This window comes from Micromonospora mangrovicola, assembly GCF_047200535.1.
GTDB lineage: Bacteria > Actinomycetota > Actinomycetes > Mycobacteriales > Micromonosporaceae > Micromonospora.
In genome coordinates this window covers 35,949-53,292 of the sequence record NZ_JBJZOG010000030.1, presented here as the reverse complement: position 1 = coordinate 53,292, position 17,344 = coordinate 35,949, and the positions used below count along the sequence as shown (strand labels likewise).

The 17,344-nt window shown below is 74.1% G+C and carries 19 protein-coding genes; 13 read left to right on the top strand and 6 right to left on the bottom strand.

The window, feature by feature from the left end; all coding sequences use genetic code 11:
• The first annotated feature begins 2 nt into the window (after positions 1–2).
• The 6 genes from ACL02O_RS14920 (at position 3) to ACL02O_RS14895 (ending at position 6,427) form a co-directional block, all read left to right on the top strand.
• Positions 3–3,014 (top strand): Rne/Rng family ribonuclease, encoded by a 3,012-nt coding sequence (locus tag ACL02O_RS14920; protein WP_412818656.1) that lies wholly within the window; start codon positions 3–5, stop codon positions 3,012–3,014.
• A gap of 117 nt (positions 3,015–3,131) precedes the next feature.
• Positions 3,132–3,605 carry a hypothetical protein gene (locus ACL02O_RS14915; RefSeq protein ID WP_412818655.1) on the top strand — a complete coding sequence of 158 codons (474 nt, stop codon included), beginning with the start codon at positions 3,132–3,134 and terminating at the stop codon, positions 3,603–3,605.
• Positions 3,606–3,770: 165 nt separating this feature from the next.
• Positions 3,771–4,085, top strand: coding sequence for a 50S ribosomal protein L21 (rplU, locus tag ACL02O_RS14910; protein WP_412818654.1), 315 nt, complete (start codon positions 3,771–3,773; stop codon positions 4,083–4,085).
• Between the two features lie 11 nt (positions 4,086–4,096).
• A complete protein-coding gene (gene rpmA, locus ACL02O_RS14905) occupies positions 4,097–4,351 on the top strand; it encodes a 50S ribosomal protein L27 (RefSeq protein WP_412818653.1) in 255 nt (84 codons plus the stop codon).
• 92 nt (positions 4,352–4,443) lie between these two features.
• On the top strand, positions 4,444–5,907 hold the full coding sequence (gene obgE / locus ACL02O_RS14900) for a GTPase ObgE (RefSeq protein WP_412818652.1): 1,464 nt from the start codon (positions 4,444–4,446) through the stop codon (positions 5,905–5,907).
• 70 nt (positions 5,908–5,977) lie between these two features.
• Complete coding sequence (locus ACL02O_RS14895) at positions 5,978–6,427, top strand: GNAT family N-acetyltransferase (RefSeq protein WP_412818651.1); 450 nt, start codon at positions 5,978–5,980, stop codon at positions 6,425–6,427.
• Here the strand turns inward: ACL02O_RS14895 and ACL02O_RS14890 are convergent.
• A complete protein-coding gene (locus tag ACL02O_RS14890; RefSeq protein ID WP_412818650.1) occupies positions 6,343–6,666 on the bottom strand; it encodes a DUF6766 family protein in 324 nt (107 codons plus the stop codon). The two genes, ACL02O_RS14895 and ACL02O_RS14890, sit on opposite strands and share 85 nt — an antisense overlap.
• Positions 6,667–6,802: 136 nt before the next feature.
• Entirely contained in the window at positions 6,803–7,285 is a 483-nt protein-coding gene (locus tag ACL02O_RS14885; protein WP_412818649.1) for a DUF4383 domain-containing protein, read from the bottom strand.
• Between the two features lie 200 nt (positions 7,286–7,485).
• Between ACL02O_RS14885 and ACL02O_RS14880 the strand changes: the two genes are divergently transcribed.
• The 3 genes from ACL02O_RS14880 to ACL02O_RS14870 are packed head-to-tail and all read left to right on the top strand — an operon-like array spanning position 7,486 to position 9,352.
• Positions 7,486–8,250 (top strand): hypothetical protein, encoded by a 765-nt coding sequence (locus ACL02O_RS14880; RefSeq protein ID WP_412818648.1) that lies wholly within the window; start codon positions 7,486–7,488, stop codon positions 8,248–8,250.
• 23 nt (positions 8,251–8,273) lie between these two features.
• Positions 8,274–8,738 (top strand): phage holin family protein, encoded by a 465-nt coding sequence (locus tag ACL02O_RS14875; RefSeq protein WP_412818647.1) that lies wholly within the window; start codon positions 8,274–8,276, stop codon positions 8,736–8,738.
• A complete protein-coding gene (locus ACL02O_RS14870) occupies positions 8,735–9,352 on the top strand; it encodes a DUF3618 domain-containing protein (RefSeq protein WP_412818646.1) in 618 nt (205 codons plus the stop codon). The genes ACL02O_RS14875 and ACL02O_RS14870 overlap by 4 nt, the downstream gene beginning before the upstream one ends.
• A gap of 179 nt (positions 9,353–9,531) precedes the next feature.
• Here ACL02O_RS14870 and ACL02O_RS14865 read toward each other — a convergent pair whose 3' ends face one another.
• Complete coding sequence (locus tag ACL02O_RS14865) at positions 9,532–9,825, bottom strand: hypothetical protein (protein ID WP_412818645.1); 294 nt, start codon at positions 9,823–9,825, stop codon at positions 9,532–9,534.
• Positions 9,826–9,969: 144 nt separating this feature from the next.
• Here ACL02O_RS14865 and ACL02O_RS14860 point away from each other — a divergent pair, with 144 nt between their 5' ends.
• Together ACL02O_RS14860 and ACL02O_RS14855 are read left to right on the top strand one after the other, a co-directional pair.
• A complete protein-coding gene (locus ACL02O_RS14860) occupies positions 9,970–10,563 on the top strand; it encodes an SRPBCC family protein (RefSeq protein WP_412818644.1) in 594 nt (197 codons plus the stop codon).
• Positions 10,564–10,747: 184 nt separating this feature from the next.
• On the top strand, positions 10,748–11,284 hold the full coding sequence (locus tag ACL02O_RS14855; RefSeq protein WP_412818643.1) for a dihydrofolate reductase family protein: 537 nt from the start codon (positions 10,748–10,750) through the stop codon (positions 11,282–11,284).
• Here the strand turns inward: ACL02O_RS14855 and ACL02O_RS14850 are convergent, their stop codons facing one another.
• Positions 11,285–12,532 (bottom strand): cytochrome P450, encoded by a 1,248-nt coding sequence (locus ACL02O_RS14850; RefSeq protein ID WP_412818642.1) that lies wholly within the window; start codon positions 12,530–12,532, stop codon positions 11,285–11,287.
• 261 nt (positions 12,533–12,793) lie between these two features.
• On the opposite strand from ACL02O_RS14850, the gene ACL02O_RS14845 reads away from it, so the two are divergent.
• Positions 12,794–13,183 carry a hypothetical protein gene (locus tag ACL02O_RS14845; protein ID WP_412818641.1) on the top strand — a complete coding sequence of 130 codons (390 nt, stop codon included), beginning with the start codon at positions 12,794–12,796 and terminating at the stop codon, positions 13,181–13,183.
• 23 nt (positions 13,184–13,206) lie between these two features.
• Here the strand turns inward: ACL02O_RS14845 and ACL02O_RS14840 are convergent, their stop codons facing one another.
• Positions 13,207–13,425, bottom strand: coding sequence for a DUF397 domain-containing protein (locus ACL02O_RS14840; protein ID WP_412818640.1), 219 nt, complete (start codon positions 13,423–13,425; stop codon positions 13,207–13,209).
• Between the two features lie 62 nt (positions 13,426–13,487).
• On the opposite strand from ACL02O_RS14840, the gene pepN reads away from it, so the two are divergent.
• Positions 13,488–16,004 (top strand): aminopeptidase N, encoded by a 2,517-nt coding sequence (pepN, locus tag ACL02O_RS14835; protein ID WP_412818639.1) that lies wholly within the window; start codon positions 13,488–13,490, stop codon positions 16,002–16,004.
• A gap of 52 nt (positions 16,005–16,056) precedes the next feature.
• Here pepN and ACL02O_RS14830 read toward each other — a convergent pair whose 3' ends face one another.
• Positions 16,057–17,262 carry an FAD-dependent monooxygenase gene (locus tag ACL02O_RS14830; RefSeq protein ID WP_412818638.1) on the bottom strand — a complete coding sequence of 402 codons (1,206 nt, stop codon included), beginning with the start codon at positions 17,260–17,262 and terminating at the stop codon, positions 16,057–16,059.
• Between the last annotated feature and the right edge of the window lie 82 nt (positions 17,263–17,344).

Genomic DNA, 17,344 nt, shown 5'->3' with positions numbered 1-17,344 from the left:
CCATGCTCGAGAACGAGCCCGAGGGCGGCGAACGGACCGGCGCAGAACCGGCCGAGGCAACCGCCGCCAGCAGCACCGAGAGCACCGAGGCCAAGAAGCCGGCCCGCAAGCGGACCAGCCGACGCAAGGCCGCCCCGCTGAACCAGCCGGAGCAGACCGAGGCGCCGGCCGAGGCGTCCACCGGCGCCGGCACCGCCAGCGCCGAGTCGCCCCAGGCCGAGGTGTTCGCCCCGGTTGCCGGTGAGCTGGAGGCGGCGCCCAAGGCCACCCGGCGGCGCCGCAAGGCGGCACCCGCGAAGGCGGTCGAGGAGCCGGTGGCCGCCACCGGCGTGGAGGCGGCCACCGAAGAGGTCGTCCCGCCGGTCAAGGTGACCCGTAGCCGCCGGCGGAAGGCCACCCCGCCGCCCGCCGAGACCCCGATCGAGGAGTCCGCGACCGAGGCACCCGCCGAGGCGGCCGAGCCGCACGCGGTCGCCGAGCCGCAGGCGGACGTCGAGGGCGTCGCGCCGGCCACCCCGGCCGAGGAGCCCGCGGCGATCGAGGGCGAGACGCCGGAGGCGGCGCAGGTGCCGCCGGTCGACCAGGCCACCCTGGCCCGGGCCGGTGGCGTGGAGGATCGGACCGGCGAGATCGCGCCGGGCGCCGCGGTGCCCGCGGCCGAGGAGCCGGCGGCTGAGGAGCCGGCCCCGACCCGCCGTCGACGGGCCGCGCTCTCCGCGCCGACCGTCCTGTTCATGGCGCCGCAGCCGGAGGAGGCGCCGTCCGTCCGGGTTACCTACCCGGCCGCCGAGGAGCCCACCGAGGAGCCGGTGGAGACCGGCCGGCGTCGCCGCCGCGGCCGCCGGGAGGCGGAGCCGGCAGAGGTCGAGGTCGAGGTCGACGAGGAGCCGACCGTCGAGGTCGAGGAGATCGCCGAGGCGGAGGAGGACGAGGAGGAGATGGCCGCCGGCCGTCGCCGCCGCCGTCGGGGCCGCCGCGGCCGGGGCCGGGGCAAGGGTGGTGCCGAGGAGGCCGAGGAGGAGGAGGCCGAGGAGGCCGTCCAGGCCGAGGCAGCCGAGGCCGCCGAGGAGGAGGCCGCCGAGGAGGAGACCGAGGGCGACGGGATGACCCGCCGCCGGCGTCGCCGCCGCCGTCGGGGCGCCGGGGACGTGGAGGCCGCCGCCGAGGACGGGGTGCCCACGGTCGTCAAGATCCGGGAGCCGCGCAAGCCCGTCGACGAGGTGCAGGGTGTCTCCGGTTCGACCCGGCTGGAGGCCAAGCGGCAGCGTCGCCGGGACGGCCGCGAGCAGCGGCGTACCCGGCCGCCGATCCTGAGCGAGTCGGAGTTCCTGGCCCGCCGGGAGGCGGTCGACCGGGTGATGGCCGTCCGCCAGCGCGGTGACCGGACCCAGATCGCGGTCCTCGAGGACGGCGTGCTCGTCGAGCACTACGTCACCCGCAACTCGTCCGGCACCATGGCCGGCAACGTCTACCTGGGCAAGGTGCAGAACGTCCTGCCCAGCATGGAGGCGGCCTTCGTCGACATCGGGCGCGGGCGCAACGCCGTGCTCTACGCCGGCGAGGTCAACTGGGACACCACCGGCCTGGAGGGCCGGGCCCGTTCGATCGAGCAGGCGCTCAAGTCCGGCGACTCGGTGCTGGTGCAGGTCACCAAGGACCCGATCGGGCACAAGGGCGCCCGGCTGACCAGTCACATCGCGCTCTCCGGCCGGCACCTCGTGTACGTGCCGAACGGCAACGCCTCGGGCATCAGCCGGAAGTTGCCGGACACCGAGCGCAAGCGGCTGCGGGACATCCTCAAGAAGCTGGTGCCGGACGGCGCCGGGGTGATCGTCCGCACGGCTGCCGAGGGCGCCAGCGAGGACGAGCTGGCCCGCGACGTGAAGCGGCTTCAGGCGCAGTGGGAGGACATCCAGGCCAAGGCGGCCGAGGGCGGTGCCCCGGTGCTCCTCTACGAGGAGCCGGACCTGGTCATCCGGGTGGTCCGGGACCTGTTCAACGAGGACTTCCGCGAGCTGGTCATCGAGGGCGAGCAGTCGTACGACATGGTCGAGTCGTACCTGTCGCACGTCTCGCCGGACCTGGTCGCCCGGCTGCGCCGGCACGCGGGCACCACCGACGTCTTCGCCGAGTACCGGATCGACGAGCAGATCCTCAAGGGGCTGGACCGCAAGGTGTTCCTTCCCTCCGGCGGCTCGCTGGTGATCGACCGGACCGAGGCGATGACCGTCATCGACGTCAACACCGGCAAGTACACCGGCTCCGGGGGCAACCTGGAGGAGACGGTCACCCGGAACAACCTGGAGGCGGCCGAGGAGATCGTGCGCCAGCTCCGGCTGCGCGACCTCGGCGGCATCGTGGTGATCGACTTCATCGACATGGTGCTGGAGTCGAACCGGGAGCTGGTGCTGCGCCGGCTCACCGAGTGCCTCGGCCGGGACCGCACCAAGCACCAGGTCACCGAGATCACCTCGCTGGGCCTGGTGCAGATGACCCGTAAGCGGATCGGCGCGGGCCTGCTGGAGGCGTTCAGCGAGACCTGCGAGTGCTGCAAGGGCCGCGGCGTGATCATCCACACCGAGCCGGTGCCGGAGAAGCCGCGGGCGGGCGGCGGCGCGGGAGAGAAGGTCAAGGCGGTCGCCTCGGCCGTCACCGCCCCGGCGACCGAGGAGAAGGGCCGGCGCCGCGGCCGCAAGGCCGCCCCGGAGAAGCCCGCCGCGGAGGCCGCGCCCGAGCAGCCGGCCGCCGAGGCCGCCGCCCCGGAGCGCACGGTCGCCGAGGTCGTCGAAACCCCGGACGACTACTACGACACGCAGGGCTACGACCTCTCCCGGTACGAGACCGAGACGCCGGCCGCTCCGGCGCTCGCCGACAGCCAGGAGGGCGAGTCGGCCCGGCTGGCCGCCGCGGACGACCCGGACGCGATCGGCGAGACCGACGAGGAGGTCGCCGAGGCCGGTACCGGCCGGCGGCGCTCCCGGCGCGGTGGCGCGCGGCGGCGCACCCGGCCGTGAGGCGTTGACCAGCACGGTGTTTGACAGGGCCCCTTCCTCGGCAACAGAGTCCGCAGGGAGGGGCCCCGTCGCACCCGTCGACTCCGTCGGGACGGCGCGGCCCGGACGGGAGGAGACATGCGTCGGGTGTTCGCGGTCACCGCGCTGACCGGGATCGTGCTGGCCGGCGCGGGCTGCGCCGACCGGGGCGACGACCCGTTCGCGGTGGGCTTCGCCTCACCGGCCCCAGCGGGCACGGCGGCCGTGCCGACCCCGACGGCCACCGGGGACGCCGGGGTGTGCGCGCGCGCCAAGCAGGCGGGCTCGGCCGCCGTGCAGACGTATGTGCACAAGCTGGCCGAGATGCTGCGGGCGAAGGCGGTCGGCGATCGGCGGACGGCGGACGCCGCCCGCCGGGACGTGGAGGCCGCGCTGGCCGGCTGGCGGGACGTCCTGCGGGAGCAGTCCGCGCGGGCGACCGACCCGCGGTTGCGTACCCTGCTGGCGGAGCTGGCCACCGAGGTGGGCGGGCTCGGCACGGACGTGCAGACGATCGACGAGACGGAGTTCAACCGGCTCCAGCAGCGCCTCGACGAGCTCTGTCCGCGCTGACCGGCGGCCCGGTTTGGGCGGCGGGCCTGGTATGGCGTACGCTTGCCTGCGGCGCACTTTTGGTGTGCCGAGTTCCCGCGCGCCCGCGCCGCCGGTGTCACGGCTCCCGGCGAGATGCCGTGGGAACGACCGCCAGCAGCCTCAACGACAGGGAGTCCGCCTCCGATGTACGCGATCGTCAAGACCGGCGGCAAGCAGTACAAGGTCGCCGAGGGCGACGTGATCGAGGTCGAGAAGCTCGCCGGTGCCCCCGGCGATGCGGTGAAGCTCACCGCGGTGCTCCTCGTCGACGGTGACGACCTGGTGACCGACGCGGCAAAGCTTGCCAAGGTTTCGGTGGCCGGCGAGATCGCCGCGCACACCAAGGGCCCGAAGATCCGGATCCACAAGTTCAAGAACAAGACCGGCTACCACAAGCGCCAGGGTCACCGCCAGCCGCTGACCCAGGTCAAGGTGACCGGCATCTCCAGCGGGAAGTAGGTCGTCCTTCAATGGCTCACAAAAAGGGTGCGTCCAGCTCGCGTAACGGCCGCGAATCCGCGGCCCAGCGGCTCGGCGTGAAGCGCTTCGGTGGTCAGGTCGTCAACGCCGGCGAGATCATCATCCGCCAGCGTGGCACCAAGTTCCACCCCGGTGACCTGGTCGGCCGCGGCGGCGACGACACGCTCTTCGCGCTGGCCGCCGGTGCGGTCCAGTTCGGCACGAAGCGCGGTCGCAAGACTGTCAGCATCGTGCCGCAGCAGTAATACCTTCGGCGCAGGCGGGCCGCGGACCTCGGTGTCCCGGCCCGCTTCGCTTTTGCTCGTGCGGGGCGGACCCCGCTGGAAGGATTGACGGCGTGACGACGTTCGTTGACCGGGTCGTCCTGCACCTGCAGGCCGGCGACGGCGGGCACGGCTGTGTCTCGATCCACCGAGAGAAGTTCAAGCCCTTCGGTGGCCCGGACGGTGGTAACGGCGGGCACGGCGGCAGCGTGTCGCTGGTCGTGGACCCGCAGGTCACCACGCTGCTCGACTTCCACTACCGGCCGCACCAGAAGGCCGAGAACGGCAAGGGCGGCGCCGGCTCGAACCGGGACGGTGCCAACGGCCACGACCTGGTGATCAAGGTGCCGAACGGCACCGTGGTGCAGACCTCCGACGGTGAGGTGCTGGCCGACCTGGTCGGCGTGGGCACCACCTTCGAAGCGGCCCGCGGCGGTCGCGGCGGTCGCGGCAACGCCTCCCTGGCCAACGCCCGGCGCAAGGCGCCGGGCTTCGCCGAGCTGGGTGAGCCCGGTGACCGGCTGGACGTCGTGCTGGAGCTGAAGAGCGTCGCCGACGTCGGGCTGGTCGGGTTCCCGTCCGCCGGCAAGTCCTCGCTGATCTCGGTCATCTCCGCCGCCAAGCCGAAGATCGCCGACTACCCGTTCACCACGCTGGTGCCGAACCTGGGCGTGGTCCGGGTGGACAACCACACGTTCACGGTCGCCGACGTGCCGGGGCTGATCCCGGGCGCGGCCACCGGCAAGGGTCTGGGCCTGGAGTTCCTCCGCCACGTCGAGCGCTGTGCCGTGCTGGTGCACGTGGTCGACACCGCGACGCTGGAGCCGGGCCGGGACCCCCTCGCCGACATCGACACCATCGAGGCCGAGCTGAGCGAGTACGGCGGTCTCGCCGACCGGCCCCGCCTCGTCGCCCTCAACAAGATCGACGTGCCGGACGGGCGGGACCTCGCCGAGATCGTCCGGCCCGACCTGGAGGCGCGCGGGTTCCGGGTCTTCGAGATCTCCACGGCCACCCGCGAGGGGCTCAAGGAGCTGACGTACGCGATGGCGGAGCTGGTGGAGCAGGCGCGTAGCGCGGCGCCGCCGGCCGAGCCGACCCGGATCGTGATCCGCCCGAAGGCGGTCGACGACGCCGGCTTCACCATCGAGGCGGAGGCCGACGGCTCGTACACCGTCCGGGGCAACCGTCCGGAGCGCTGGGTCAAGCAGACCAACTTCGACAACGACGAGGCCGTCGGCTACCTGGCCGACCGGCTGGCCCGCCTCGGTGTCGAGGAGAAGCTGGCCAAGGCCGGCGCGCAGGCCGGCGACCTGGTCCGCATCGGTGACCGGGAGTTCGACTGGCAACCCACCCTCTACGCGGGCGTGGACTTCGTTCCCGGCAACCGGGGCACCGACGTGCGGCTCGAGGAGAAGTCGACCCGGGCCACGGCCGCCGAGCGGCTGGCCGCCCGCAAGGCACGCCGGCGGCGCCCGGAGGACGAGATCGAGGCCGCCGCGGCGGCGGAGGCGGACGACGACGAGGACTGGGAGTAGTTCCGCTGCGTCCGTGTTCGGGTCGTTGGCCGGAAACCTCCGCGAAATCCGTCCGCCCTAGCGTTGCGCCATGCTGATCGAACCCCGCCCGGCCGCCGACCCCGAGCTCGCCGCCCTGGTCATCGCCGAACAGCGCGAGCTGCGCGAGACCGACGGCGGCCTGGACGGGCAGGCGACACTCACCCACGACGGCATCCGCTACCTGGTCGTGGTGGACGGCGGCCGGGCGATCGCCTGCGGCGGGATCCAGCCCCTGGACGCCGACACCGGTGAGCTCAAGCGGATGTACGTCCGGCCGGCGTACCGGGGGCGGGGCGTCGCCCGGCACCTGCTGGCCGCGCTGGAGGAGTTGGCGTTCCAGCAGGGGCACACCACGGTGTGCCTGGAGACCGGCACCTACCTGCCGGCCGCCATCGGCCTCTACCGTTCCTGCGGCTACCAGCCCATCCCGGTGTACGGCGAGTATGTCGACAACCCGTACCGCGCCTGCTTCGCCAAGCGACTGCCGGTCGCCGCCTGACGGCGGCGACGGTCGCGGCTCAGGCGGCCATCTCGGCGCGCGGCGGTGACCGGCTTGGACTCGGGGCGGCCGTGCTGCCGCAGGACGATGCTCAGCAGAATCAGCACACCCACGGCGAGGAACTCGCTCTGCCGGTCCTGCATCGACTGGAACCAGAAGTCGCTGGTGCCGAGGAAGTGCCCGGCGCTGATCAGGGCGGCCCCGTTCTGCGGCGCCTCCATCTCGTTGTATTCGGCCACGCCTTGGCCGAGCCCGCCTCCTCGTCAGGGTCACTTCCCCGTGGTGATCCTCCGTTGCCCCGGGCAAATCTCGGGCAAGCCGGCGTGACGGCGTGACGGCGTGTCGAGCTGTCACCACCCGGCCGGGTGGCGCAGGTCAAGGCCGATCGATCGGGGTGTCCAGCCGGCCGCCGGTGCCCACCTCGTTGGAGAGCAGCAAGCCCGTGACGAGCATGCCGAAGCCGAGGAAGAGGTGCAGCCAGTTGTCGGCGTCGTTGAACGGCACGAAGTTCGCCGCGCTCTCCCGGTCCACCCCGAAGCCGTACAGCCAGATGGCCAGGTAGATGGCGCCACCCCCGGCCAGGAAGAGCCGCGCCCCGGGGATCGTGCGGGCCAGCACCAGCCCGGCCAGGCCGAAGACCAGGTGCACCAGGTTGTGCAGCACCGACACCTGGAACAGGCCGAACAGTTTCGCCTCGGAGCGGTGACCGGCGAATGCGAGGTCCCCGTAGTGCGTGGTGAGCCCGGGGACGAACCCGAGCACGCCGATCAGCAGGAGGACGGCGGCCACCGCGAGGGCAACCTTCTGGATCGCCGGACGGGACCGGGCCGGAGCGCGTCCGCGCACGTCACGTGCCATCGCTGTCACCTCCGTGGAGCAGCCGCCGCCCGGGTCGGGCAGACCCTCCATTCTGTGATCAGGCCGGGGCGGCTCCGCAGAGAAATGACGAATCAGGCATGGACCCGACGACCAGGGGTAGGTCAGTTGTCATGCTGAAAACAATTTCGGCGTGATCCCCCGAGCACAACCGCTACGACCATCCGAGCGGAAGGAACCCCATGACCTACGATATTTCACCCTCGTCCGCGACGTACGAGTCGAGCAACGGCGGCGGGGTTCGCGACCAGGCCCGTCAGGTCGGCTCGGAGGCGGCGAACGCCGGCGGCGCGGTCGCCCAGACGACCAGGGAGCAGGGCAGGGAGGTCGTCGGCGAGGCGAAGCGGCAGGCCCGCAACCTGTACGGCGAGGCCCGCGACCAGGTGACCACCCAGGCCGGCCAGCAGCAGCAGCGCGCCGCGACCGGACTCCGCTCGCTGGCCGAGGAGATGCGCTCGATGGCGCAGAACGGCGGCGGCGCTGGACCGGTCACCGAGCTGGCCCACCAGGCCGCCGACCGGGTGCACGGCGCGGCCGGCTGGCTGGAGCAGCGGGAGCCGGGCGACATCCTCAACGAGGTGAAGAACTACGCCCGCCGCAACCCCGGCACCTTCCTGGTCGGCGCCGCGCTGCTCGGCGTGGTCGCCGGCCGGCTGACCCGCAACATCGCCGCCGTCGGCGACGGCGCCGGCCAGCCGGCGTACGACCCGGACCGGACCGCCGTCATCCCGACCGCCCGGGCCGTGCCGGACCAGATCCCGCCGGGCGGCTACCTCGACCCGACCCCCGGCAGCTACGCCGAGCCGGCCCCGGGCGCGACCCACCCCGGCGCGGGCGCGCCGGACACCTGGGTCGACCCGGCGGGCGGCACCGGCCAGCCGCTGCCCCCGGCGGAGCGGACCGACCCGCTGCCGGGCGTCCCGTCCAGCGGCGTCACCCGTCCGTGATCGACAGAAGGGGAGGCGACGGCATGAGCGTGCCGACGCAGGGGCCCGGCCTGGACCCCGGACACCGCCCGGCGGGCGCCCCGCACACCGCGGACGAGGTCCGGGGCAGCTCCATCGGCGAGCTGATGCGCCAGGTGACCACCGACCTGTCCACCCTGCTGCGGCAGGAGGTCGAGCTCGCCAAGGCGGAGATCCGCCAGGAGGGGAAGAAGGCGGGCAAGGCCGCCGGTCTGTTCGGTGGTGCCGGCTTCGGCGGCTACATGGTGGCGCTCTTCCTCTCCATCGCGCTCTGGGCCGGGCTGTCGAACGTGATGGACGCCGGCTGGGCCGCGCTGATCGTGGCCGTCCTCTGGGCCGCGATCGCCGGGGTCCTCTACTCGATGGGGAAGAAGAACGCCGAGCGGATCCGCGGCCTCAAGCAGACCAACGACAGCGTGCAGCGCATTCCCGACGCGCTCAAGCCGCACCCGGAGGGAGTCACCCGATGAGCACCGACCCCGACCAGATCCGCCGGGAGATCGAGGCCACCCGCAACAACCTGAGCTCGGACGTGGACGCCCTGGCGTACAAGGTCAGCCCGAGCCGCATCGTCGACGACCGCAAGCAGCGTGCCCGTAGCGCGCTGTCGAACGTGAAGGACAAGGTGATGGGAAGCGCATCGGACCTGGGCCACAGCACCGGCCACCACGCCCGCTCGGTGGGCGACCACGCCTCCTCGGCGGCCTCGACGGTCGGCGACGCCGCCCACCGGGCGCCGGGGGTGCTCCGGGAGAGGTCCCAGGGCAACCCCATCGCCGCCGGGGTGATCGCCTTCGGCGTCGGGATGCTGGTCTCCTCGCTGATCCCGGCCACCCGCCGCGAGCAGCAGGTCGCCGCGCAGGTCAAGGAGAAGGCCGCCGAGCACGGGGACGTGGTGAAGGAGAAGTTCGGCGAGGTCGCCGGCGAGCTCCGGGACGAGCTGCGCGGGCCGGCCCAGCACGCCGCCGAGTCGGTGCGGTCGACCGCCGAGGAGGCCGCGCAGACGGCCCGGGACGACACCCGCTCCGCAGCGCACGAGGTGCGGGACACCGCGCAGCAGCCGCGCGAACAGGTCCGGTACTGACCGTCCTCGTACGCCGCAGCTCGCGGCCACACCTGGTAGGACGCCCGGGGGTGGCCGCGAGCTGTCGCGTGCGCGGGCGGTGCCGGGCGCCGGGTTCGGCGGACCCGGTGGAGCTGAGGTCGAGAACGACCCGGCGGGGCCCGGTGCGGCCGGTCCGGTGGTGGCACGCCGGGGCAGGCTCAGCTCGACAGCGGATCCGTGGCCGGGCGCGGACGCGCCGGGAGGTCGGCCGCCACCCAGAGCCGCAACTCGTCCGGCCCGTTCTCCATCCGGTGGGACGGGCGGGCGCGGTCGTCGGTCCGCCGGCCCGGAGGACGGAGCGCACCGGCGAGTCGCCGGCCCACCAGGGCACCGGCCGCCGCCGCGGCGACCCGGGACAACCGCCCCGGCCGACCGGTGGTGAGCGTGGCGGCCGCCGCCGCGGCCCCCACCAGCGCGGCCAGCAGCCGCGCCGACTCGTGGTACGCCCGCATGGCTTCCCTCACCTCCGCCGGGCCCGATGGGTGGCGCAGCTTGCCCGAAATTCCGGTGATCAAACAGCGGCCCGTTTCGGTCGCGGCATCCCGGGCATCCGGGCGCGGGCGATCCAGACCGGACGCCTGGGCGGAGGGGACGTGATGACCAGGAACGCAACCAGGTGGGCCGTGGCCGGCGCCGCCGCGGTGGTCGGGGTCGGGGTCGGCCGGGCGCTGGCCCGCCGACGGCATCGACCCGTGCGGCAGGACGGCTGGTACGTCGTCCACCGGGACATCACCGTGGACCGGCCGATCGAGGCGGTGATCGGCTTCTGGACCGACCGGGAACGGCTGGACCGCGGGCTGGCCGAGTGGGCGACCCTGAAGCAGCTCGACGAGAACCGGTGGCGCTGCGTGGCCAGGGACCCGGCCGGGCGCGGCGTCGAGTGGCGGGCCGAGGTGACCGTCGACGGTCCGGGCCGGCTGAGCTGGCGGGTCGTCGAAGGGCCGGTGGCCCAGCACGGCCGGGTGGAGCTGGTGCCGATGCCGCAGAACCGGGGCACCGAGATCCGGGCCGAGCTGCGCTGGCGGTCCGGCCCGGTACGCCGGGCGCTCGGCCTGGCCGGCGGTCACGACCCGGACCTGGCGCTGCGCGGCGGGCTGCGCCGGATCAAGTCGCTCATCGAGACCGGGCAGGTGGGCGACGCCCGGCGCGACCCGTCCGGGCGCCGGTCGAGGCAGGAGCACCCGGCCTGACCGGACCCGGGAGCCGGGACGTCGGGGAGCGGGTGGCGGCGTCACTCGCCGGTCCCGGCCGGGCGACCAGCAGCGCCCCGGACAGCACCGGGCGGTGGTTTGCGGAGCGGCCGGCTGTCACACCCGTCGTCCATGATGGACGCCGGTCCCGCCCGCCCCGGGGTGGGCGGCGCGAGGAGGCGCGATGGCGCGCATCATCTGGCACGTCACCATGTCGCTCGACGGGTTCATCGCCCCGCCGGACGACTCGGCCGACTGGATGTTCGGGCACGGCGCCGCCGGTCCGCTGGGTGGGGAGACGGTGCGCCGCACCGGCGCGATTCTCTCCGGCCGGCGCGGGTACGACCTGGGCAACCGGCCCGGGGAAGGGCCCCGCCGCACCTACGGCGGGGCCTGGTCCGGGCCGGTCTTCGTGCTGACCCACCGGCCGGCCGCACCGGTCGACGGGATCACTTTTCTGTCGGGCGACATCGGCGAGGCGGTCACCCGGGCCCGCGCCGCCGCCGGTGACCGGGACGTGGGCGTGTTCGGCGCCGACGTCGCCCGGCAGTGCCTGCGCGCCGGGCTGCTCGACGAGTTGATCGTGCACCTGGTGCCGGTGTTGCTCGGCGGCGGCGTACGCCTCTTCGACAGCCCCGACCTCGGGCCGGTGACGCTCCGCAAGACCCGCTGCGACGACTCCGGCCAGATCACCGACCTGGTGTGCGAGGTGGCGCGCTGATCACTCGGTGCGGCGCACCGCGTCGATCAGGAACCCGCTCGGCGGCAGGGCGGGCACCCGGCTGAGGGTCAGCGCCAGGTCCTGCGGCGGGACCTGGTAGCTCAGCGTGCCGGTGAGGTTGGTGACCGCACGCTTCATCAGCTCGATGGTGAGCCACTCGCCGGCGCAGCGGTGCCCGGTGAAGTGGTCGCCGCCGCCCTGCGAGATCAGGCTGAACGGGTCGCCCCGCCAGCCGGCGAACCGTTCCGGCCGGAACCGCTCCGGCTCGGGCCACAGTTGCGGGTGGTGGTTGGTGGCGTACAGGCCGAGCAGCACCCGGCGACCCTGCGGGAACGGGTGCCCCTGCCACTCGAAGGAGCGCCGTACCCGGGCCGCGGCCACCGGGAACAAGGGGTAGTAGCGGCGTACCTCCTGCACGAAGCTCTCGGTCGCGGTGTCGTCGCCGCGGACCCTCTCCCGCCACCCCGGGTGGTCGTGCAGGGCCAGCGCGGCGAAGACCACGAACCGGTCGATCGCGACCGTCGGCCGGAGAACGTTCAGCAGGTCCACCGCCGCGATCCGGCGGGGCAGTGGCCGTCCCCGTTCGTCGCGGTGCCCGGCGACCGCCCGCAGCGCGCTCCCCTCCGGTGCGGGCAGGGCGCCGCCGCGGGCGCGGCCGATCAGGTCCCCGAGCCAGCGCTCGGCGCGCCGGCGGGCGAGCACACCCCGCCAGTGCCGGGGGCCGACCGCGGCCGGCGCGTCGATCATGGCGTGCAGCTCGTCGGCGCGCCGGGCCACGTCCGCCTCGGCCAGCGGCACCCCCGCCCAGGCGCAGGCCGCCCGGGTCAGAATCCGGCCGACCTCGTCGTAGAGCACCACCGGACCGCGCTCGGCCCAGACCGGGAGGCGGGCCCGCCACTCGTCGTCGAAGAGCTGCCCGAGGTGGCGGATCGCGGCGGGCGTCATGATCGACATCAGCATCGCCTTGCGGGCCCGGTGCGCGTCGTCGTCGAGCCCCTGCACACCACCGACCCCGGTGAGGGTGCGCTGTGCCCGCGCCGGCATGGCCCCGTGCCGGACGAAGCGGTCGTTGTCGTAGAAGAGCTCGGCGGCGGGCCGCCCACGCAGGCAGATGGTCGGCTCCAGCAGCAGCCGGGTCTGGAAGATGTCGCTGCCGTGCCGGTCGCACCGGTCGCCGACGAACCGGTAGCCCGCGCGCAGGAACGCCAGTGTGCTCTCCGGGCTCCGGTCGGTGGGGATGGCGCTCATCGGCTGCTCCTGGCGGCGACACGGCACGGTCGCTGCCCTTCTACCCACGTCAGGGTGGGTGAATCCCGTCCCGGCGGCCACCCTGGCACACGCCGTGGGCCGGGGGAGGGGCCAGCCTCGGCGCCGTAGCTGGCCCCTCCCAGGACGGCGGAATGCTGGTTCGCTGGGTCCGGGCCGGCGGCGTGCCGGTCGTGGGACACCACCGGTGGTCCGGGGGCAATCGACCGGACCGGCGGGCGGCACCGGAGACGGGGAGGACGGATGCGGGACAACCGGGCGGGGCGCTGGCGGCGGGTGGTGGCCGGGCTCGGCACGAGCCGGGGCGAGCGGGCGGAGGCGCTGATCGCGCCAGCTCGCCGGGGCGCGGCCCGGCCGGCCCGGTTCTTCACCGTGCATCTCGGCTTCGAGGCGGCCGACCCGTCGGTCGCCCGGGAGCTGGCCGTCGCGTACGCCGAGGCGCTGAGCCTGCTCCGTCCAGAGCTGGCGCTCGGTGCCTCGGCGGTCTCCCCGGCGGACGCCTGGCACCGCGCCCAGCGGCTGTTCTGCGGCGCGGTGGGGCCCGACGGTGAACGCTGCGCCGACGTCGCGGACCACCCCGGCTTCCACCACGCGCCCGGCCCTGGCGGCCTCGGCTGGGGCGACGGTGACTAGGACATGGCGCAGACCGCCGCCCCTCAGGTTAGGTCGAACTCGCCGTCCTGGGCGCCCGCCACGAAGGCGTCCCATTCGGCCTGCGTGAAGACCAGCACCGGGCCGTCCGGCTCGGCCGAGTTGCGCATCCCGATCAGCTCGTCGACGAAGGCCACCTCCACGGCGCTCTCGGAGGTGTCGCCCTCGGCCCGCTGCCAGACCGCCCGGGAGAGGTCGAAGTCGCCCTTGGGGTGCTGACCCATCTGTTCCTCCATCGCCGCGTCAGGGGAGAGCCCGGCCAGGCCCTATCGGGCAGGATAAGCGGATGCCGAGCCTGACCCGTGTAGAGGCAACCGCGCGTGGCGCGTTGATTACCGTCGAGTCCTACCAGGTGGACCTCGACCTGACCGGTGACGGCGAGCGGTTCCGCTCGTCCGTCACCATCCGGTTCCGGGCAACCCCCGACGCCGGCACCTTCGTCGAGGTCAAACCCGCGAAACTCCTCGGGGTACGCCTCAACGACCGCGACCTCGACCCGGGGACGCTCGACGACAACCGGCTGCCGTTGACCGGGCTGGCCGCGACGAACACCCTCACGGTCGAGGCCGAGATGGCGTACTCGAACACCGGCGAAGGCTTGCACCGCTTCGTCGACCCGGCCGACGGCGAGACCTACCTGTACGCGATGTCGTTCCTCGACGACGTGCAGCGGATCTTCGCCGCTTTCGACCAGCCCGACCTGAAGGCCCCGGTGACCCTCTCGGTCACCGCCCCGCCCGAGTGGACCGTCGCGGCCAACGGCGCGGTCGCCGCCACGCCCCACCCGGGCCGCTGGGAGTTCGCCCCCACCGCGCCGCTGGCCACCTACTTCTTCACCCTGATCGCCGGTCCGTGGCACGTCCGGCACGACGAGCACGACGGCATCCCGCTCGGCCTCTACTGCCGGCGCTCGCTGGCCACCCACCTGGACGCCGACGCCGACGAGATCTTCACCGTCACCCGGCAGTGCTTCGACCGCTTCCACCAGCTCTTCGCCGAGCGCTACCCGTTCGGCAAGTACGACCAGGCGTTCGTGCCGGAGTTCAACGCCGGTGCCATGGAGAACCCGGGCCTGGTCACCATCCGCGACGACTACGTGTTCCGCTCGGCGGTCACCGACACCCAGCGGGAGCTGCGGGCCACCACCATCGCGCACGAGATGGCGCACATGTGGTTCGGCGACCTGGTCACCATGCGCTGGTGGGACGACCTCTGGCTGAACGAGTCCTTCGCCGAGTACCTGGGCACCCGGGTCACCGCCGAGGCGACCCGCTTCGACCAGGCGTGGACCACCTTCGCCATGCGCCGCAAGGCGTGGGGGTACGCGGCCGACCAGCGTCCCTCCACCCACCCGGTCGCTCCCGAGGAGGTGTCCGACGCCGCCCAGGGCCTGCTCAACTTCGACGGCATCTCGTACGCCAAGGGCGCCAGCGTGCTGCGCCAGCTTGTCGCCTGGCTCGGCGACGACGCCTTCCTGGCCGGCCTGAACGCGCACTTCGCCAAGCACCGGTTCGCCAACGCCACCCTCGCCGACCTGCTCGACAGCCTCGGCGCGGCGAGCGGTCGCGACCTCACCGACTGGGCCGAGCGCTGGCTGCGCCGCCCGCAGGTCAACACGCTGCGGATGGTCACCGCGGTGGACGCCGACGGCCGGTGGACCGAGGCGGCCGTGGTGCAGACCGCGCCGGAGGCGTACCCGGTGCTGCGCCCGCACCGCATCGGCGTCGCCCGGTACGCCGCCGACGCCCCGACGCGCCGCTTCGAGGTGGACCTCGACCCGGACACCGACCGCGGCCGCACCGAGCTGACCGGGCTGGTCGGCCAGCCGGCCACCGGCCTGCTGCTGCCCAACGCCGGTGACCTCACCTTCGCCAAGATCCGGCTCGATTCCGCCTCCGCGGACGCGGTGCCAATGGTGCTCCCCGGCCTGGACGACCCGCTGGCCCGGGCGCTGCTCTGGGGCGAGGCGCTGGACGCCGCCACCGACGGTGAGCGGCCGGTGGCCGCGGTGGTCGCGCTCATCGCGGCGGCGCTGCCCGCCGAGAGCGAGGTGATCATCGCCGAGGACGTGCTCACCCTGAGCCGGAACCTGGTCGACCGTTACCTGGAGCCGCTGGCCCGGGACGCCGCCCTGCTCCGGATCGCCGGGGCCTGCGCCGCGCTGCTGGCCACCGCTCCGGCCGGTGGGTCGCTGCAACTCGCCTCGGCCCGGGGCCTGATCGCCGCCACCGTCGACACCCGGCTGCTCGCCGGCTGGCTGGCCGGCAAGGGCGTGCCGGAGGGGCTGGCCGTGGACACCGACCTGCGGTGGGCGCTGCTCCGCCGGCTGGTGGTGCTGGGCGCGGCCGGCGAGCCGGAGATCACCGCCGAGGCCGCCGCCGACCGCAGCGCCACCGGCGCCGAGCGGGCCGCGGGCTGCCGTGCCGCGCTGCCCGACCCCGACGCCAAACGGGTCGCCTGGGAGATCGTCACCCGCAACGCGGAACTGTCCAACCGGCTCGTCGAGGCCACCGCGGAGGGCTTCTGGCAACCGGAGCAGGCCGACCTGACCGCCGGGTACGTCGAGCGGTACTTCGCCGACATGCCGGCGGCGGCGCGGCTGCGTACCCCGTGGACGGCCGACCGGGTGGCCACCCTGGCCTTCCCCCGTTACGCCGTGGCGCAGTCCACCCGGGAGCTGGCCGCGGCGCTGCTGGCCCGCGACGACCTCACGCCGGGCCTGCGCCGGCGGGTCGTCGACCTCGACGACGACCTGCGTCGCGCGCTGGTGGCCCGGACGGCGGTGGCCGCCGCAGGCGCCTGACCCGGGGCCGGGAGTGGCGCATCCGACCGGGTGCGCCACCCCCGATGCGGGTTCAGCGCGCGACCGGATCCGCCGTCACCGGAGCGTCCCAGTCGATGACGTAGCGCTGCTCGGGGCCGATCGTCCTCTCCGGGTTCATGGCGGCCTTGATGAACAGCGGCATCAGCACCGGCATGATCGCCCGGGCCACCGGACCCGGGGCCTTCTTCCGGTTGATCCGCGCCGCCCGCGTCGCCACCTTCTGCACCCGGTCGCGCCGCAGCCGCTCGTACGCGGCGAAGGCGGACGGGACGTCGGGCAGGTCACGCAGGCAGCGGGCCAGCTGCACGGCGCTCTCGATGGCCAGCGAGGCGCCCTGCCCGGAACTGTTGGACGGGGCGTGCGCCGCGTCACCGACCAGCACCATCCGCCCCCGGTGCCAGTGCGGCACCGGCGGCATGATGTGCAGCGAGCCCACCACCTGCAGCTCCTCCGCGCTGCTGGTGGCCATCAGCTCGCGGCCCGGGGCGTCGTCACCGTAGGCCGCGCGCAGGGTGCGCAGCCACTCGGCCGGCGGCACGGCGCGGGCCTCGGTGAGGCTCAGCGGCCGGTCCTGCGGCAGGTTGACCCCCCACCGGGTGCCGCCACCGGGCTCGGGCCAGTAGAGGTAGTAGCCGCGCCGGCCGAAGGCGAAGGTCATCGTGCCGGGTTCCGTGGTCACCTCGTGCCGGGCCACCGCCTCGAAGCCCAGCAGCCCGGTGAACCTCGGCCCGGGGGCGTGCGGGTCGATCAGGGTGCGCACCGTCGAGTGGACCCCGTCCGCGCCGATCAGCACGTCGGCCTCGGCGGTGCTGCCGTCGGCGAACCGGGCGGTCACCCCGCTGGTCGTCTCCCGTACGCCGACCAGGCGCTTGCCGTGCTCGATGACCACGCCCTCGGCGACGGCCCGGTCGTGCAGCACCTGGTGCAGCGCGTTGCGCCGTACCACGCGCAGCGGCGGCACCCCGGCCAGGCCGGGCAGGGCCACCTGCTTGTGGCCCACCGCCAGCAGCTGCCGGTCGATCGGGGTGGCGAGCGCGGTGACCGCCTCGTCCGCGCCGACCAGGCGCAGCGCCGCGACGCCGTTGGGCGCGAGCGCGAGGGTGCCGCCGATGCCGTCGGCGGTGCTCGGGTACGCCTCGTACACGCTGGCGGCGATGCCGGCACGGTGCAGGGCCAACGCGGTCACCGGACCGGCGATGCCGCCGCCGATGACGATTGCTGTGCTCTTTCTGGACACGGTCCCTCCCAGGGGTCGTCGGTGGTGCTGCGTGCCGAACCCACCTGGAGGGAGCGCCGGTATCCTCGTGGTTGCCGCTTCG

Bases quoted from the DNA above. Each gene is read 5' to 3' on its own strand.
- ACL02O_RS14860 (WP_412818644.1), top strand. From the start codon at position 9,970: ATGACCAGGAACGCAACCAGGTGGGCCGTGGCCGGCGCCGCCGCGGTG.
- ACL02O_RS14875 (WP_412818647.1), top strand. From the start codon at position 8,274: ATGAGCGTGCCGACGCAGGGGCCCGGCCTGGACCCCGGACACCGCCCG.
- ACL02O_RS14865 (WP_412818645.1), bottom strand. From the start codon at position 9,825: ATGCGGGCGTACCACGAGTCGGCGCGGCTGCTGGCCGCGCTGGTGGGG.
- rplU (WP_412818654.1), top strand. From the start codon at position 3,771: ATGTACGCGATCGTCAAGACCGGCGGCAAGCAGTACAAGGTCGCCGAG.
- ACL02O_RS14920 (WP_412818656.1), top strand. From the start codon at position 3: ATGCTCGAGAACGAGCCCGAGGGCGGCGAACGGACCGGCGCAGAACCG.
- ACL02O_RS14870 (WP_412818646.1), top strand. From the start codon at position 8,735: ATGAGCACCGACCCCGACCAGATCCGCCGGGAGATCGAGGCCACCCGC.
- ACL02O_RS14915 (WP_412818655.1), top strand. From the start codon at position 3,132: ATGCGTCGGGTGTTCGCGGTCACCGCGCTGACCGGGATCGTGCTGGCC.
- rpmA (WP_412818653.1), top strand. From the start codon at position 4,097: ATGGCTCACAAAAAGGGTGCGTCCAGCTCGCGTAACGGCCGCGAATCC.
- ACL02O_RS14840 (WP_412818640.1), bottom strand. From the start codon at position 13,425: ATGGGTCAGCACCCCAAGGGCGACTTCGACCTCTCCCGGGCGGTCTGG.
- ACL02O_RS14880 (WP_412818648.1), top strand. From the start codon at position 7,486: ATGACCTACGATATTTCACCCTCGTCCGCGACGTACGAGTCGAGCAAC.
- ACL02O_RS14845 (WP_412818641.1), top strand. From the start codon at position 12,794: ATGCGGGACAACCGGGCGGGGCGCTGGCGGCGGGTGGTGGCCGGGCTC.
- ACL02O_RS14855 (WP_412818643.1), top strand. From the start codon at position 10,748: ATGGCGCGCATCATCTGGCACGTCACCATGTCGCTCGACGGGTTCATC.
- ACL02O_RS14895 (WP_412818651.1), top strand. From the start codon at position 5,978: ATGCTGATCGAACCCCGCCCGGCCGCCGACCCCGAGCTCGCCGCCCTG.
- ACL02O_RS14850 (WP_412818642.1), bottom strand. From the start codon at position 12,532: ATGAGCGCCATCCCCACCGACCGGAGCCCGGAGAGCACACTGGCGTTC.
- ACL02O_RS14885 (WP_412818649.1), bottom strand. From the start codon at position 7,285: ATGGCACGTGACGTGCGCGGACGCGCTCCGGCCCGGTCCCGTCCGGCG.
- pepN (WP_412818639.1), top strand. From the start codon at position 13,488: ATGCCGAGCCTGACCCGTGTAGAGGCAACCGCGCGTGGCGCGTTGATT.